Source organism: Gordonia westfalica (genome assembly GCF_900105725.1).
Taxonomy (GTDB): domain Bacteria; phylum Actinomycetota; class Actinomycetes; order Mycobacteriales; family Mycobacteriaceae; genus Gordonia; species Gordonia westfalica.
This window is the reverse complement of the sequence record NZ_FNLM01000036.1, coordinates 1,008,669-1,025,344: the sequence shown is the minus strand read 5'-3', so window position 1 is coordinate 1,025,344 and position 16,676 is coordinate 1,008,669. Positions and strand designations below refer to the sequence as shown.

The following is a 16,676-nucleotide window of genomic DNA, read 5'->3' as shown; positions in this document are numbered from 1 at the left end:
GGGTCCGCGCGGCGGGCCCTCTTTTTCGTCGCCCACAACCGGACAAATTGGTCACCCGTCTCACAGTGAGACGTTTGTTACCTGGATCACAGGGTTGTATCGAAGTCGCTCCAGTCCATGCGGGCCGGCACACCCGTCGGCTCCCTCTAAGAGGAGGCGCACTTTGAGCAGGCAGAGCTTGACGAAAGCCCATGCGAAGATCACCGAGTTGTCCTGGGAGCCCACCTTCGCCACCCCGGCCACTCGATTCGGAACCGACTACACCTTCGAGAAAGCCCCCAAGAAGGACCCGCTGAAGCAGATCATGCGGTCGTACTTCCCGATGGAGGAGGAGAAGGACAACCGCGTGTACGGCGCCATGGACGGCGCCATCCGCGGCAACATGTTCCGCCAGGTCCAGGAACGCTGGCTGGAATGGCAGAAGCTGTTCCTGTCGATCATCCCGTTCCCCGAGATCTCGGCGGCCCGCGCGATGCCGATGGCCATCGACGCGGTGCCCAACCCCGAGATCCACAACGGGCTGGCGGTACAGATGATCGACGAGGTTCGTCATTCGACGATCCAGATGAACCTCAAGAAGCTGTACATGAACAACTACATCGATCCGGCCGGCTTCGACATCACCGAGAAGGCCTTCGCCAACAACTACGCCGGCACCATCGGCCGCCAGTTCGGTGAGGGGTTCATCACCGGTGACGCCATCACCGCGGCCAACATCTACCTCACCGTGGTCGCCGAGACCGCCTTCACCAACACCCTGTTCGTCGCCATGCCCGACGAAGCGGCCGCCAACGGCGACTACCTGCTCCCCACCGTCTTCCACTCTGTGCAGTCCGACGAGTCGCGCCACATCTCCAACGGCTACTCCATCCTGCTGATGGCCCTCGCCGACGAGCGCAATCGTCCTCTGCTGGAACGAGATCTGCGGTACGCCTGGTGGAACAACCACTGCGTCGTCGATGCGGCGATCGGCACCTTCATCGAGTACGGCACCAAGGACCGGCGCAAGGACCGGGAGAGCTACGCGGAGATGTGGCGCCGGTGGATCTACGACGACTACTACCGCAGTTACCTTCTGCCGCTGGAGAAGTACGGGCTCACCATCCCGCACGACCTGGTCGAGGAAGCCTGGAACCGGATCACCAACAAGCACTACGTCCACGAGGTCGCGCGGTTCTTCGCCACCGGCTGGCCGGTCAACTACTGGCGCATCGATGCCATGACCGACAAGGACTTCGAGTGGTTCGAGGAGAAGTACCCCGGCTGGTACAACAAGTTCGGCAAGTGGTGGGAGAACTACAACCGGCTCGCCTACCCGGGACGCAACAAGCCGATCGCCTTCGAGGACGTCGACTACGAGTACCCGCACCGCTGCTGGACCTGTATGGTGCCGTGCCTCGTCCGTGAGGACATGGTCGTGGACAAGGTCGACGATCAGTGGCGCACCTACTGCTCGGAGACCTGTCACTGGACCGACGCGGTCGCCTTCCGCGATCACTACGACGGCCGGGAGACCCCGAACATGGGACGGCTCACCGGGTTCCGCGAATGGGAGACCCTGCATCACGGCAAGGATCTCGCCGACATCATCAAGGATCTGGGCTACGTCCGCGACGACGGCAAGACCCTCATCCCGCAGCCGCACCTCAACCTGGACCCGAAGAAGATGTGGACGCTCGACGATGTCCGCGGCAACGTCTTCAACAGTCCCAACGTGCTGCTCAACGAGATGTCCGACGAGGAGCGGGATGCGCACATCGCGGCGTATCGCGCCAATCCCAATGGGGCCGTGCCGGCCTGACGCTCGCTCCTCAGGGAGCAGACAGGCGGGGGCGCACCCCCCCTGGCGCCCCCGCCTTCCCGCCTCCCCTCCGCACCCGTCCGAAGGAGTTTCCGTGGCCGACACACATCGCATCAACTTCGCCCCCGTCGACATCGAGATGGAGGTCACCGAGGACGAGTCGATCCTCGACGCCGCGTTCCGGCAGGGCATCCACCTCATGCACGGGTGTCGCGAGGGCCGGTGTTCGGCCTGCAAGTCGTACATGCTCGACGGGGACGTCCAGATGGACGACTACTCCACCTTCGCCTGCAACGAGGCGGAGGAGGCCGAGGGCTATGTGCTGCTGTGCCGGTCCTACGCCTACAGCGACTGCGAGATCGAACTCCTCAACTTCGACGAGGACCAATTGCTCGGCGGCGCACCGATTCAGGATGTCCGCACCAGGATCAGCGCGATCGAGCCGGTGACCAAGGACATCGTGTCACTGCGTCTCGACGTGGTCGAGCCGGAGACCTTCGAGTTCAAACCCGGTCAGTACGTGGACCTCTCGGTCCCCGGTACCGACGAGAAGCGTTCCTTCTCCATCGCGACCACCCAGGCCACTCCGGACAAGCTGGAGTTCCTGATCAAGAAGTATCCGAACGGCCTCTTCGCCGGCCTCCTGGAGGAGGGCCTCTCCCCCGGCGACGAGATCATGATCAACGGGCCGTACGGGTCGTGCACCCTGCGCAACGGCCATGTGCTGCCGGTCGTCTGCATCGGCGGCGGGGCCGGTATGGCCCCGCTCCTCTCTCTGCTGCGCCACATCAGCGAGACCGGTCTGAACAGGCCGGTGCGCTTCTACTACGGCGCCCGGACCGCGGCGGATCTGTTCTACCTCGAAGAGATCGCCGCACTCGGCGAGAAGATCGCCGACTTCAGATTCGTCGCCTGCCTGTCGGAGTCGGCCGACGGCGCCCCGGACGGCGTCGAGGTCGCCGAGGGAAACGTCACCGACATCGTCAACTCTCGCGAATTCGACCTCGCCCGAACGGAGGTGTATTTCTGCGGCCCCCCGCCCATGGTCGATGCGGCTCTCGCTCTCGCCGACCAGCATTCGGTCCCCCGGGACCAGACCTTCTACGACAAGTTCACCAGCCCGGCTTTCGACTAGACGTCGCCGAACGAGGAGGAACGACAGGTATGTCCGCACCCACCGCGCCGAAATCACCACAGCGCGAACGCAGTTTCCCGAGCATCGAATTCACCGACGCCGAGGCCGGCGCCAAGGAATTCCCGAGCAGCAAGAGCCGCAAGTACAACTACTATCAGCCGGCCAAAAAGCGGGCGACGGTCTACGAGGACGTCACCGTCGACGTGCAGCCCGACCCGGAACGTTACCTGACCCAGGGCTGGATCTACGGCTTCGGCAGCGGTCCCGGCGGTTATCCGCAGGAGTGGACGGCGGCGAAGTCCGGCAACTGGCACGCCTTCCTCGATCCCAACGAGGAGTGGGAACAGACCATCTTCCGCAACAACTCGGCGGTGGTCCACCAGGTCGATCTGTGTCTGCAGAATGCCAAGCGGGCCCGCGTGTACGACGGCTGGAATCCCTCGTGGCTCAAATTCATCGAGCGCAACCTCGGCGCCTGGATGCATGCCGAGAGCGGCATGGGCCTGCACGTGTTCACCTCGATCCAGCGGTCGGCTCCGACCAACATGATCAACAACGCGGTCGCGGTCAGTGCCGCGCACAAGCTGCGGTTCGCCCAGGACCTCGCGTTGTTCAACCTCGATCTCGCCGAGGCAGAGGAAGCCTTCGACGGATCGGCGCACAAGGAGGTCTGGCAGTCGGCGCCGGAATGGCAGCCGACCCGCGAGGCCGTCGAGCGGTTGACCGCGATCGGCGACTGGGCGAAGTTGCTGTTCTGCACCAACATCGTCTTCGAGCAGCTCGTCGGGTCGCTGTTCCGGACCGAGCTGATCATGCAGGTCGCGGCGCGCAACGGCGATTACATCACCCCGACGATCGTCGGCACCGGTGAGTACGACTACGACCGCGACCTGAACTACACCCGGGCCCTGTTCCTGATGCTCTCCCGCGACGAACAGTACGGCGCACAGAATCGCGCACTGTTCGGCGAGTGGCTCTCGGAGTGGGTGCCGCGCTGCCTCGACGCGGCGCGTGGACTGCAGCCGATCTGGTCGCAGCCGGCGGACAAGTCGGTCACCTTCGCCACGAGTCTCGAGGCGGCGACCGAGAAGTTCCGCGACGTCCTCCAAGCCATCGAAGTCGACATCCCCGAGGAGCTGAACCAGTGAGCACCATGCAATTCGGCGCACAGACCGAGTTCTCCAACATGTGCGGCGTCACCCTGATGAACACCCCCGTCGGCCGCGTGGTCGCCGACGTCATGGGCGCCAAGGAGGGCGTCGAACTCACCGAGTACCCGTCGATGATCCGCGTCGACGGCGTCAACCGGCTCGAGTTCGACTACGACGAACTCACCGACGCCCTGGGCCAGGAGTTCGACGGCTCGGTCTTCGAGGAGATCAGCTCCACCCACTACGGGCGGATGGTGCATCTCGACGACCGGACCTACCTGTTCGCGAGCCCCGAGGACGCCGCCGAGTTCATCGGGTTCGATCTCACCGCCGAGAGCTGAGGCGACCGGGCTGAATCGAGCGCCCCACACGACGACGTCGTGACCGCCGGTGAGCCGAACCCGGCGGTCACGACGTAACCACCATCAACCATCCATCCCCGCCACGGTTTTCATCTCTTCCCCGCCAACCAGCCCATCAGACCAAGGGAGTCATCGATGTACGAGAAGAATGGCGACAAGTACTTCATCGTCGACGCGCACGTCCACCTCTGGGACGGCCGTGAATCCAACCAGCGCAACATCCACGGCAAGCAGTTCATCGATTGTTTCTACGACTATCACCGCAATCTCAGCCCGGAAGAAGAGGTCTGGGACTACGACACGTACACCTACTACGGCCCCGACCGGCTCATGCGCGACCTGTTCGAGCAGGGACCGGCCGACCACGCGATCTTCCAGGCGACGATCCTGAAGGACTTCTATGTCAACGGCTTCGCCCAGGTCGACGACTCGCTGAAGCTGTGCGAGGACAACCCGAAGCTGCTCACCTACAACCACGCCTACGATCCGCGTCACGGCGAATCCGGCCTGGAGCAGCTCCGCAAGGACGCCGACAACATGAACCTCAAGGGCGTGAAGCTCTACACCGCCGAATGGTTCGGCGACTCACGGGGATACAAGCTCGACGATGCCTGGTCCCGCCGCTATCTCGAGGAGTGCATCAAGCTCGGCATCAAGAACATCCATGTCCACAAGGGGCCCACCATCCGGCCCCTCGACCGGGATGCCTTCGACGTGGCCGACGTCGACACGGTGGCCACCGACTACACCGACCTGAACTTCATCATCGAGCACGTCGGCCTGCCGCGGCTCGAGGATTTCTGCTGGATCGCCACGCAGGAGTCCAACGTGTTCGGCGGTCTGGCCGTGGCCATCCCGTTCATCCACACGCGACCCCGCTACTTCGCGCAGATCATCGGCGAACTCCTCTACTGGATCGGCGAGGACAAGATCCTCTTCGCCAGCGACTACGCGCTGTGGACGCCGCAGTGGCTCGTGGAGCGCTTCGTCGACTTCCAGATCCCGGAGGACATGACCGAATACGCCCCGATCACCGTCGAACAGAAGAAGAAGATCCTCGGCCTCAACGCGGCCGCCCTGTACCCGCACATCGAGGTGCCCGAGGAACTGAAGCTCCCGACCAGCGCGGCCGACCCGGAAGCCGAGGTGGCCGCCGGCGCGAAGGATGCGGTGACGGCATGACCGCCGTCGCACCCCACCCCGGATACGCCACCGGGGCGGCAACCGACCTCGAGCACGACGTCCTCACCGCACTCGGCACCGTCCTCGATCCCGAACTCGACCAGCCGATCACCGAGCTGAAGTTCGTGCGGTCGATCATGATCGACCAGACGGGCGTGACGGTGCACCTCCGGCTCCCGACGTCGTTCTGCTCGCCCAACTTCGCCTACCTGATGGGGTCGGATGCCCTCGACGCGCTCGAGGACATCAACGGCATCGGCCAGGTCCGGGTGCTGCTCGACGATCACCACGACAGCGACAAGATCAACGGCGGCCTCGACGCCCGGGCCGGGTACATCGGCACCTTCGGCGTCGAAGCCCTCGACAGCCTCGACGAACTGCGCCTGACGTTCCGGCGCAAGGCGCACACGGCTGCGATGGAACGCTGCGTGGCCGCCGAGATCGCCGCGGGTCGGATCACGGTGGCCGAGGTGGATCGCCTGGCGCTGCGCGATCTGCCACGCGGACATCACAAGGCAGCGCTCCTCCGGCGGCGAATGGAGTTGGGCCTCAGCATCTGTCCCAACAGTCTCGTCGTCGTCGACGAGGAGGGGCATGTGCTGCCGGCCGAGCAGGTCCCGATGCGGCTGAGATTCGCCCGCTCCGTGCGTATCTCGATGGAGGGCAACAGCCACTTCTGTCGGGGTCTGCTCGCCACCCGCTACGCCGACGACGGCGAATGCGACGGGGCCAGCGGCCCGGTCATCACCAACCTCCGCGAAACCCCTCGCGCACACCCCCGAAGCGAACAGGAGTAAGCCATGCGCGCAGTCCAGGTCGTCGGCTATCACGACAAACTGCAACTCAACGACGTCCCGGCTCCCGAGATCACCGGACCCCACGACGTCATCGTGCGGATCGGCGGTGCCGGCGTGTGCCGCACCGACCTGCACATCCTCGAGGGCCAGTGGGAGGCGAAGAGCGGTGTCGCCCTTCCCTACACGATCGGCCACGAGAACGCCGGCTGGGTCGAGGCCGTCGGTGACGCCGTCACCAACGTCGCCGTCGGCGACAAGGTGATCCTGCACCCCTTGATCACCTGCGGACTCTGCCGGGCCTGCCGGTTCGGTGACGACGTCCACTGCGAGAACAGCAAGTTCCCGGGTATCGACACCGACGGCGGCTATGCGGAGTTCCTCAAGACCACCGCCCGCAGCGTCGTGAAGATCGACGATTCCCTCGAACCCGCCGACGTGGCCGCACTCGCCGACGCCGGCCTGACCGCCTATCACGCGGCCGCCAAGGTCGCGCGGATGACGCGTCCCGGCGACACCTGCGTGGTCATCGGCGCAGGAGGTCTGGGACACATCGGAATCCAGGTGCTGTCCGCGATCTCCGCGCTGCGGATCGTCGTCGTCGACCGGAATCCGGATGCGGTGGAACTCGCCAAGGAGGTGGGCGCCGACATCGGCATCGTCGCCGACGGAACACATGTGCAACAGGTCCTCGACCTGACGGGCGGACACGGCGCCGAGGCCGTGCTCGACTTCGTCGGCGAGGGCGGGGCGACCGCCGAAGGGACCGCGATGCTGCGCCGCGCCGGCAGCTTCTTCGTGGTCGGCTACGGCGAGAACATCGACGTCCCCACCATCGACGTGATCTCCACCGAGATCAACTTCATCGGCAATCTGGTCGGTTCCTACAACGACCTCGGTGAGCTGATGGACCTCGCCGCCCGGGGAAAGGTGAAGCTGCACACCAGCACCTACGCCCTCGCCGATTTCCAGCAGGCACTCGACGATCTCGACGCCGGCCGCGTGCGCGGTCGCGCGATTCTTGTGCCCTGACCCTTCGAGGCTCGTCGCTTCGCTCCTCGCACCTCAGGGAGCGGAGGGACGCACGCCCCGCCGGCTGAGCCGGTACCGAGCGAAGCGAGGCACCACCCCCGCCGGCTGAGCCGGTACCGAGCGAAGCGAGGCACCACCCCCGCCGGCTGAGCCGGTACCGAGCGCAGCGAGGCACCACCCCCGCCGGCTGAGCCGGTACCGAGCGAAGCGAGGCACCGCGTCGAAGCCCCCACGCGAGCCTCAGAGAACAGAAACACACAAACAGATTCCCCGCAGTACCCAGCCGAGAACACCAACGAAAGGCAGGACGACCATGGCCAAGGAGTTGCGCTACAACGCCGAAGCGCGACTGCGGCTCGAGCGAGGAGTGAACGCACTCGCCGACGCGGTCAAGGTGACATTGGGACCGAAGGGCCGCAACGCGGTCCTCGAGAAGCTCACCGGCCCACCGACCATCACCAACGACGGGGTGACCATCGCCCGGGAGATCCAGCTGCGGGACCCGTTCGCGAACATGGGCGCGCAGCTGGTCAAGGAAGTCGCGATGAAGACCAACGGGGTCGTCGGTGACGGCACCACCACCGCAACCGTGTTGGCGCAGGCCATGGTTCGCGAAGGTCTGCGCGCCGTCGAGCAGGGCGCCAACCCGATGCGGGTGCGCCGCGGCATCGAGCGTGCGATCAGCACGGTCGTCGACGCGCTGTCGGATCAGTCCGTCTCGCTCGGCGGCCGCAGCGATCTCGAACGGATCGCCACCCTGGCCGCGAGCGACGACGAGGTCATCGGCTCGGCGATCGCCGCTGCGGTCGAGTACGTCGGCCGCAACGGCGTCATCACCACCGAGGAGAGCGACACCCTCGGCCTGTCGGTCGACGTCGTCGACGGGATCGAGTTCGACCACGGCTACATCTCCGGGTACATGGTCACCAATCCCGAACGGATGGAAGCGGTTCTGGACAATCCGGTGGTGTTGCTGACCAACAAGAAGATCACCTCGGTGCAGGAGATCATGCCGAGTATCGAAGCGGCCAAACGGGCCGACCGTCCGCTCGTCGTGCTCGCCGAGGACGTCGACGGTCCTGCCCTGCAGCTGCTCGTCGGCGGCAACATGCACAAGACGATGCAGTCGGTGGTGGTCCGCGCCCCGGGATTCGGTCATCGCCGCGTCGCCGAACTCGAGGATCTCGCCGTCGCCCTCGGCGGTCACGTGATCGCCAAGGACACCGGTCTCGAACTGTCCGAGGTCTCGCTCGAACACCTCGGTCAGTGCGACCGGGTGACCGTCACCGAGGACTCCACCACGATCGTCGGTGCGCGCGGCGATCAGACCCTCGTCGATGCGCGGGTCGCGCAACTGGAGGCGCAGCACGCGCGGGCACGGATCGACGCCGACCGGGACAGTCTCGAACTCCGGATCGCCCGGCTCACGGGACGGGTGGCCGTCATCCGCGTGGGCGGCGTGACCAGCGTCGAACTCAAGGAGCGCATGCTCCGCGTCGAGGATGCGCTCGCCGCAACGCGCGCCGCGGTCGAGGACGGCATCGTCTCCGGCGGTGGCACCGCGCTGGCCCAGGCGCACCGGGCCCTCGACGGGCTCGGCGACGTGGGTGGTGACGAAGGGGCCGGTATCGACGTCGTCCGCAGGTCGATGGCCGAACCGCTGTTCTGGATCGCCACCAATGCCGGCTTCGACGGCGAGGAGGTGGTCAAGGTCGTCAGCGGGCTGCCCCTCGGACACGGATTCAACGCGATGACGGGCGATTACGGCGACATGTTCGACGAGGGCGTGATCGACCCGGCCAAGGTCACCAAGGCCGCGCTGGAGAGCGCCGCGTCGATCGCGGCGCTGCTGATCACCACCGAGACCGCGGTCGTCGAGGAGGTGTTGACGCACCCGGGTGCGATCGAGGCCCCCGGCTTCGGTGATCTCGCCGAGGGGATGGTGCGGCCCTCCAACATCTACTAGTCAGCCCTCCCCCCAAGACCCCGGCGGGGACGTCGCCGCTGCAGCGGCGACGGGGGCCGGTCGCGATCGGATTCGTTCTCGGCGTGGATCGCGACCGGCCCACTCAAAGCTGTCCGCGTGCCCTGCGACCAGTACGGATTCGGATGAAACGCCTGGTCGTTCGGGCACGTGGGCACTGCTTCTTTCGATAGACTGCCGAGCGATGAGACCTACATCACAGTAGGGAGAGTGGCAGTTCAGGTGAAGCATCAGCCAGCAGCCCAGGCTCGCGTTCCCATCACGCACGTGGCGCGGGCGCGCGAGAAGTTCCTGAGTGACGACGATCTCGGCGACGACCGGCTCGATGGCGCCGTCCGCGACGCGATCTCCACGTCGTGGCGTCGTTCGCGGTCGTTCAAGGTCCAGGCCGACCGGCTGGAGCTGCCGTTCGTACGCGAGCCGAACACCGACAGTCCCCTGATGAGTGCCGCCCGGCCCGTTCTCGATCAGCTCGCCGCCGACCTGTCGTCCGAACCGGTGGGCATCATCCTCACCTCCCCGGACGGTGTGGTGCTCTCCCGCGCCGCCGGCAGCGGCGAACTCCTCGGCCAGCTCGACGCGGTATCGCTCGCGCCGGGTTACAGCTACAGCGAGGAGCACGCCGGCACCAACGGGATCGGAACCGCGCTCGAGACCCGTCAGGCCACCCTCGTCACGGGCGCCGAACACTATGCGGGCTGCCTCAATCTGCTCAGCTGCGCGGGCGTACCGATCCGGAATCCGTTCTCCGGCGGCATCGTCGGCGCGCTCGACCTCACGGGGTGGGTCGAGGAGGGCGGCTCCCTCCTGCTGTCCCTGGCCAAGTCGGCGACCGTGCAGATCGAACAGCAGATGCTCGCCAACGCCAGTGAACGCGAATCACGGCTTCTCTCCGCCTATCTCGCGACCTGCCGGCGCGCACCGCAGATGATGGTGCTCGCGATCGCCGCCGACGTCGTGCTGATGAACCGGCGTCTGCGGCAGAGCATCGACCCGCAGGATCAGGTGTCGATGCTCGAACACGCCGTCGACCAGACCCTCGATGTCGCCGCCGGGCGTCGGGTCAACACGCTGCCCAGCGGACGCTCGGTACGGCTCGCACCGGTCGCCGAGTTCTCCGACGCCGAGGCGGGGATCGCGGTTTTCCATGTGCACCTGATGGATTCGGCCACCGCCGCACCACCGCAACGCCGGCCGTCGAAGGCCTCGGTGCTGCCCGGGATCGTCGGGCGCAGCTCGTCGTGGCGGCAGGCGTGCGAGCGCATCGCCCACCACGTCGGGGCAGGTCAGTGGATCGCGGTGTCGGGCGAGCGGGGTTCCGGCCGCTCGGCGGTCCTGCGCGCGGCGGCAGGCCAGTACCGCCGCGGGACGATCCGCGTGTTCGCCGCCGAGGATTTCCAGGACACCGACACGATCGACAGCTTCGCCGCCGAGATCGACACGGACGGATTCGCGATCATCCTGCGCGACGTCGACGAGTTCGACGACGACATGCTCTTCGACGTCGCCGAGGTGCTGCAGGGACGTGAACATGCCGGCTGGCTCGGGATAACCGTCAGCACCAGCGATGCGACACCCACGCTGGGCGCGACGCTTCTACCGTTCTTCTCGCACACCATCGAGGTTCCACCGCTGCGCCACCGTATCGAGGATCTCCAGGTGCTGGTACCGACCATCCTCCGGCAGTTGACCCGGGGTCGGGAACTCGATGTCGCACCCGACGCCATGCGGCAGCTGAGCAAGTACACCTGGCCGGGGAACGTCGCCGAGCTTCGTCAGGCGTTGCGCGACGTGGTGACGCACCACCGGTCGGGAACGATCGCGGCACAGCATCTTCCGCCCACCTACCGCGCGCAGAGCCGGCACACCCTCACCCGCATCGAAGCACTGGAACGGGACGCCATCGTGCGGAGCCTGGAGGAGAACGGCCAGAACAAGGTCGCGGCAGCCAACGCGCTCGGCATCTCCCGCGCGACGATCTATCGCAAGATCAAGGAATTCGGCATCGACGTGTAGCCGCCCGAGCGGTGGATCGGCAGGGCCGCAGATCGGGACGATGCCACCCCCGCCGAATGGCACCGTCCCCGCGACCTGCATCTTCACGCCATAACCGAAGTTATTCACGATCGCGAATCTTCAGTAGTTCATCATCTGGCGTTCACCTTGACAAGCAAATGTGACAAGGTGTGACACTCGTAACATTCGGCTAATGATGGCTAAATTCGGACGTGTGAACCCCTCGGCGGAGGGCCCGATACCGCGCGGACGATCGGCGGAGGCATGATGAACAGGTGCCCGTGACAGGCACCACAAGCGGCGGTCCGATCACGAGGAAGTGCGATGGCCACACCCATGTCCCGGCGGGATCTCGAGTTCCTGCTGTACGAATGGCTCGATGTCGAGGCACTGACCTCACGAGACCGCTTCGCCGCGCATTCGCGCGACACCTTCGACGCCGTGCTCGAACTCAGCGCCGACATCGCGATGAAGTGCTTCGCCCCGGCCAACAAGATCGGCGACGCGAACGAGCCGTACATCGGCGACGACGGCAAGGTCGTCCTCCCCGACGAGGTGGTGGCGGGACTGGCCGAGTTCCGCAAGGCCGGTCTCATCGCCGCATCCTTCGACGAGGAGCTCGGCGGCATGCAGTTGCCGACCGTCATCCGGCAGGCGTCGGCGGTGTGGTTCCAGGCCGCGAACGCGGCCATGTCGTCGTACAACTTCCTCACCGTCGGGAACGCGAACCTGCTGGCCGAGTACGCAACCCCCGAACAGCGCGACACCTGGGTCCGCCCCTTGGTCGAGGGCCGCTTCTCCGGCACGATGTGCCTGTCCGAGCCGCAGGCGGGTTCGTCGCTCGCCGACATCACCACCAAGGCCGAACCGGCGGGCGACGGCACCTACCGGATCACCGGGACCAAGATGTGGATCTCGGCCGGCGACCACGAACTGACCGAGAACATCGTGCATCTCGTGCTCGCCAAGGCACCCGGCGGCGGCCCCGGGGTCAAGGGGATCTCGCTGTTCATCGTGCCGAAGTTCCTGCCCGACGGCACCCGCAACGACGTCGCCCTGGTCGGCCTCAACCACAAGATGGGCAACCGCGCGACCACCAACACGCTGCTCAACTTCGGCGACGGCACCTTCTCCGACGGCTCGACGCCGGGCGCTGTGGACACTCAGCCCGCTCGCTCCGCTCCCGGCGCTGTGGACACTCAGCCCGCTCGCTCCGCTCCCGGCGCTGTGGGCTACTTGGTCGGCGAGGAGCACCGCGGCCTGTCCTACATGTTCCACATGATGAACGAGGCGCGGATCGGCGTCGGGTTCCTCGCCACCGCACTGGGTTACGCCGGCTATCAGGCCTCGCTGGAGTACGCGAAGGTGCGCGCCCAAGGCCGTCCGGTCGACCTGAAGGACCCGTCGTCCAAGCCGGTGCCGATCATCGAACACGCCGACGTCCGCCGCATGCTGCTGGCCCAGAAGTCCTACGTGGAAGGCGCACTCGGCTTCGAGTTGTACTGCAGCGTCCTCGTCGACCAGGCCGCCACCGCGACGGATGCCGACGAGAAGGCCCGGCTCGAGCTGCTGCTCGAGGTCCTGACCCCGATCGCGAAGAGCTGGCCGTCGCAGTGGTGCCTGGAGGCCAACAGCCTCGCCATCCAGGTGCACGGCGGCTACGGTTACACCCGCGAGTTCGACGTCGAGCAGTACTACCGCGACAACCGCCTCAACCCCATCCACGAAGGGGCGCACGGCATCCACGGCCTCGACCTGCTGGGCCGCAAGGTGATCATGCAGGGCGGGGCCGGGTTGGCACTGCTGGCCGAGACCATCGGCGCGACCGTCGCACGCGCACGCGAGACACCCGATGCCGCCGGGTATGCCGAGGTGTTGCAGTCGACCGTGGACCGGCTGGTCAAGGTGACCGCGCACATCTGGTCGTCGGGCGATCCCAAGCTCGCGCTGGCCAACGCGACTCTCTATCTCGAGGCGACCGGTCACATCGTCATCGCCTGGATGTGGCTCGAGCAGCTCCTCGCGGCGGACGGCCGGACCGGCGACTTCTATGACGGCAAACGCGCTGCGGCGCAGTACTTCTTCCGGTATGAACTACCGAAAACCGGTCCGCAGCTCGACCTCCTGACCGCTCTGGACCGCACCACCCTCGACGTCGAACCGTCCTGGTTCTGACCTCGCACCCGATAGTCGACGCGGCGCCGAATGCGCCGCGCCAGGTATGAACACGCAAGGGAGACAACGATGTCCGTGATGGATCTGTTCGACACCACCGGCAAGGTGGTCATCGTGACCGGCGCTTCGTCGGGACTCGGCGTGTCCTTCGCCCGCGGGTTCGCCGAGGCGGGCGCCGACGTGGTGCTCGCGGCGCGTCGGGCCGAGAAGCTCGCCGACACCGCCGCCGCCGTGGAAGCGCTGGGCCGCAAGGCGCTCGTGGTCCCCACCGACGTCTCCGATCCCGAGCAGTGCCAGCGCGTCGTCGATGCCGCGATGGAGACCTTCGGCAAGGTCGACGTGCTGATCAACAACGCCGGTGTCGGCACCGCCTACCCCGCGACCCGTGAGACCCCGGACCAGTTCCGCGATGTCATCGACATCAACCTCAACGGCTCCTACTGGATGGCGCAGGCGTGTGGCCGCGTCATGCAGCCCGGCAGCGCGATCATCAACATCTCGTCGATCCTCGGCATCACCACCGCCGGACTGCCGCAGGCCGCCTATGCCGCGAGCAAGGCCGGCGTCATCGGCCTCACCCGCGACCTCGCACAGCAGTGGGGCACCCGTAAAGGCATTCGCGTCAACGCCATCGCGCCCGGATTCTTCGAGAGCGAGATGACCGACACCTACAAGCCGGGCTACCTCGACTCGCTGATGCCGCGCGTCGTCCTCGGCCGCACCGGCCACGGCGAGGAGATCGCCGCCACCGCGATCTGGCTGTCCTCGGCGGCCGCCGGCTACGTCACCGGCCAGACCCTCGCAGTCGACGGTGGCGTGACAATCACCTAGAAGCGGCACGCGATTGCGGCGAACGGGGGCCACGCGGCCCTAGACTGGTCGCAATGGAATCCGCACCCGCCCCTGACAATCCGCTGCACCCCACCCTGCGTGAGCCGGTCAACCAGGTCGATCCGCGCGCCAAGACGCTGTGGCGCATCGGACCGCTGATCCTGGGCGTGCCGGCCACCATCGCGGCGATCGTGGTCGCGGTCGTCGTCGCCGACGCACGGTGGGCCGCAGCGCTCGCCGCGGTCGCCCTCGCGGCGCTGACCGTTTTCTTCACGACCGTCGTCCCGTTGTGGCGGTATCGCTTTCACCGCTGGGAGGTCAGCGAGGATGCCGTGTACGCGCAGTCGGGTTGGTTCGTCCGGCACCGGGTGATCATCCCGATCGCGCGCATCCAGGTCGTCGACACCGAGGCCGGCCCCCTCGAACAGATGCTGAAGCTGGCGAAACTCACCGTGACCACCGCGTCGTCGGCGGGCACGATCCACATCGAAGGTCTCGACGCCGAACTGGCCCGAGCGACCGCGTCGGACCTGACCATCCGCACCCAGGCGTTCACCGATGACGCAACCTGAGCCGCAATCCGCTCCCGTGCCGCCGACCAGTAGTGCGCCGGGGCTGCGCATCGACGCGCCCGACGAGTGGCACCGCCTGTCGCCGTGGATGATGGCGGTGACCGTCGTCGAATCACTCCCCTCGCTGGTACCGGTCCTGATCGCGCTCGTGTTCGCCGGTCAGAGCGCACCTCTGATCACTCTCCTGGCCACCGTCGTGCTCGTGCCGCTGGTGACGGTGATTCCCTGGCTGACGACCTTCTACCAGGTCACCGCCGAACACGTCCGGGTCCGTAGCGGACTCGTCACCAAGAAGGTGGCCACCGCCCGCCGCGACCGCATCCGCAGCGTCGACCTCACCGCGTCCCTCGTCCACCGGGTGCTGAACCTGCAGAGGGTCACCATCGGCACCGGCGGCGACGAACAGGCGTCACAGGTCAAACTCCGCGCCGTCACCCTCCCCGAAGCGCGGGCACTGCACGACAATCTGATGCCGACCGCGGGCGCGCGACCCTCCGCAGCGGTGTCGGACCCGGCCTCCGAAACACCCACCGCGGCACCCGAGGTGCTGACACGTTTCCAGAACGCCTGGCTGCGTTTCTCCCCGTTCTCGATGGGCGGTCTCGCGATCGCCGCGGCGATCTGCGGCATCGGCCTCCAGATCGCCAACGACGCAGGCATGTTCGACGAGGGCGTCGGGCTGGCACGCGACGCCTTCCACAGCCTGCGGTCCATCCCCCTCGCGCTGGTCATCGCGGTGGTCGTGGTCGTGGTGGTTCTCGTCGGCGCCGTCCTGTCCGTGCTGGGATATGTGCTCAGCTACTGGGATTTCCAGCTCACCCGGCACGGCGACGGCACGCTGCGCACCGAACGCGGACTCCTCACCACCAGCGCGATCAGCTTCGACGAGAAGCGCATCCGCGGCAGCCATCTCACCGAACCCGTCCTGATGCGACCGCTGAAAGGCGCTCGCTTGCAAGCGATCGCCACCGGCGCGACCAAACATCCGCTGCTGCTCCCCCCGGCGCCGATCGACGAGGCCATGCGGGTCGCCGACCTGGTCACCCATGAGCGCTCCGAACTCACCGCGTCGCTGACCGGGCACGGCCGTGTGGCCTACATCCGGCGCCTCAACCGGGGATTCCTCACCGGCCTGGCCATTCTCGTCGGGATCACGATCCCAGCCGTCGCGGGTGCCATCCCGCTCGGCTGGATCGCGGCGGGCGTGCTCGCGCTCGCCGGATCAATCGGCCTCGGTGTCGTCCGCGCACGTCACCTCGGGCACCGTGTCACCGCCCGGTCGGTGGTCATCGCACCCCCGAGCGTCGCCCGGCAGCGGATCGTCGTCGACCGCGACGGCGTCATCGGCTGGGCGAGCAGGTCGTCGTTCTTCCAGCGCCGCGCCGGGGTCAGCACGCTGATCCTCGCGACGGCCGCCGGTTCCGAGCACTACTCGCTGGTCGACGTCGACGATGCGACCGCCGCGGCGATCACCGCCGACGTGACGCCCGACTGGGTGGCGCCTTTCCTCCGCTCCTGAGTCCGCAGCGCCGCCGATCGCGAGTCGGACGGCCGACTGAGACGTTCTCCCAAATCCGTCCGTCGCCGCATCGTGCTGTGGTAGACATCACATCAGATGAGTCAGCACTGACTGTTCTGGGG

Annotated in this window: 13 protein-coding genes; all 13 read left to right on the top strand. The window is 66.6% G+C overall.

Features of this window, described 5'->3' with window-relative positions; all coding sequences use genetic code 11:
- The first annotated feature begins 163 nt into the window (after window positions 1-163).
- Complete coding sequence (locus BLU62_RS30860; protein WP_074854219.1) at window positions 164-1,801, top strand: aromatic/alkene/methane monooxygenase hydroxylase/oxygenase subunit alpha; 1,638 nt, start codon at window positions 164-166, stop codon at window positions 1,799-1,801.
- A 94-nt stretch (window positions 1,802-1,895) separates the two neighbouring features.
- On the top strand, window positions 1,896-2,936 hold the full coding sequence (locus BLU62_RS30855; protein WP_074854218.1) for a 2Fe-2S iron-sulfur cluster-binding protein: 1,041 nt from the start codon (window positions 1,896-1,898) through the stop codon (window positions 2,934-2,936).
- A gap of 29 nt (window positions 2,937-2,965) precedes the next feature.
- Entirely contained in the window at window positions 2,966-4,084 is a 1,119-nt protein-coding gene (locus BLU62_RS30850) for an aromatic/alkene monooxygenase hydroxylase subunit beta (protein WP_074854217.1), read from the top strand.
- Window positions 4,085-4,089: 5 nt separating this feature from the next.
- Window positions 4,090-4,428, top strand: a complete 339-nt coding sequence (mimD, locus tag BLU62_RS30845; RefSeq protein WP_208863724.1) for a propane 2-monooxygenase effector subunit MimD — start codon at window positions 4,090-4,092, stop codon at window positions 4,426-4,428.
- A gap of 156 nt (window positions 4,429-4,584) precedes the next feature.
- On the top strand, window positions 4,585-5,631 hold the full coding sequence (locus BLU62_RS30840) for an amidohydrolase family protein (RefSeq protein ID WP_074854215.1): 1,047 nt from the start codon (window positions 4,585-4,587) through the stop codon (window positions 5,629-5,631).
- Window positions 5,628-6,428 carry an iron-sulfur cluster assembly protein gene (locus tag BLU62_RS30835; protein ID WP_074854214.1) on the top strand — a complete coding sequence of 267 codons (801 nt, stop codon included), beginning with the start codon at window positions 5,628-5,630 and terminating at the stop codon, window positions 6,426-6,428. Before BLU62_RS30840 ends, BLU62_RS30835 begins: the two co-directional genes overlap by 4 nt.
- Before the next feature lie 3 nt (window positions 6,429-6,431).
- On the top strand, window positions 6,432-7,457 hold the full coding sequence (locus BLU62_RS30830; protein ID WP_074854213.1) for an NAD(P)-dependent alcohol dehydrogenase: 1,026 nt from the start codon (window positions 6,432-6,434) through the stop codon (window positions 7,455-7,457).
- A gap of 313 nt (window positions 7,458-7,770) precedes the next feature.
- Window positions 7,771-9,423 (top strand): chaperonin GroEL, encoded by a 1,653-nt coding sequence (groL, locus tag BLU62_RS30825; protein WP_074854212.1) that lies wholly within the window; start codon window positions 7,771-7,773, stop codon window positions 9,421-9,423.
- Window positions 9,424-9,651: 228 nt separating this feature from the next.
- A complete protein-coding gene (locus tag BLU62_RS30820) occupies window positions 9,652-11,457 on the top strand; it encodes a sigma-54-dependent Fis family transcriptional regulator (protein WP_074854211.1) in 1,806 nt (601 codons plus the stop codon).
- A gap of 324 nt (window positions 11,458-11,781) precedes the next feature.
- Complete coding sequence (locus BLU62_RS30815; protein WP_074854210.1) at window positions 11,782-13,632, top strand: acyl-CoA dehydrogenase; 1,851 nt, start codon at window positions 11,782-11,784, stop codon at window positions 13,630-13,632.
- Between the two features lie 69 nt (window positions 13,633-13,701).
- On the top strand, window positions 13,702-14,463 hold the full coding sequence (locus BLU62_RS30810) for an SDR family NAD(P)-dependent oxidoreductase (RefSeq protein ID WP_074854209.1): 762 nt from the start codon (window positions 13,702-13,704) through the stop codon (window positions 14,461-14,463).
- Between the two features lie 53 nt (window positions 14,464-14,516).
- A complete protein-coding gene (locus BLU62_RS30805; RefSeq protein WP_074854208.1) occupies window positions 14,517-15,035 on the top strand; it encodes a PH domain-containing protein in 519 nt (172 codons plus the stop codon).
- Window positions 15,022-16,554 (top strand): PH domain-containing protein, encoded by a 1,533-nt coding sequence (locus tag BLU62_RS30800; RefSeq protein ID WP_074854207.1) that lies wholly within the window; start codon window positions 15,022-15,024, stop codon window positions 16,552-16,554. Before BLU62_RS30805 ends, BLU62_RS30800 begins: the two co-directional genes overlap by 14 nt.
- Window positions 16,555-16,676: the final 122 nt, after the last annotated feature.

What these genes read in the sequence shown, in the direction of transcription:
- BLU62_RS30850 (WP_074854217.1), top strand. Translation starts at nt 2,966, where the DNA reads ATGTCCGCACCCACCGCGCCGAAATCACCACAGCGCGAACGCAGTTTC.
- mimD (WP_208863724.1), top strand. Translation starts at nt 4,090, where the DNA reads ATGCAATTCGGCGCACAGACCGAGTTCTCCAACATGTGCGGCGTCACC.
- BLU62_RS30840 (WP_074854215.1), top strand. Translation starts at nt 4,585, where the DNA reads ATGTACGAGAAGAATGGCGACAAGTACTTCATCGTCGACGCGCACGTC.
- BLU62_RS30835 (WP_074854214.1), top strand. Translation starts at nt 5,628, where the DNA reads ATGACCGCCGTCGCACCCCACCCCGGATACGCCACCGGGGCGGCAACC.
- BLU62_RS30830 (WP_074854213.1), top strand. Translation starts at nt 6,432, where the DNA reads ATGCGCGCAGTCCAGGTCGTCGGCTATCACGACAAACTGCAACTCAAC.
- groL (WP_074854212.1), top strand. Translation starts at nt 7,771, where the DNA reads ATGGCCAAGGAGTTGCGCTACAACGCCGAAGCGCGACTGCGGCTCGAG.
- BLU62_RS30815 (WP_074854210.1), top strand. Translation starts at nt 11,782, where the DNA reads ATGGCCACACCCATGTCCCGGCGGGATCTCGAGTTCCTGCTGTACGAA.
- BLU62_RS30810 (WP_074854209.1), top strand. Translation starts at nt 13,702, where the DNA reads ATGTCCGTGATGGATCTGTTCGACACCACCGGCAAGGTGGTCATCGTG.
- BLU62_RS30805 (WP_074854208.1), top strand. Translation starts at nt 14,517, where the DNA reads ATGGAATCCGCACCCGCCCCTGACAATCCGCTGCACCCCACCCTGCGT.
- BLU62_RS30800 (WP_074854207.1), top strand. Translation starts at nt 15,022, where the DNA reads ATGACGCAACCTGAGCCGCAATCCGCTCCCGTGCCGCCGACCAGTAGT.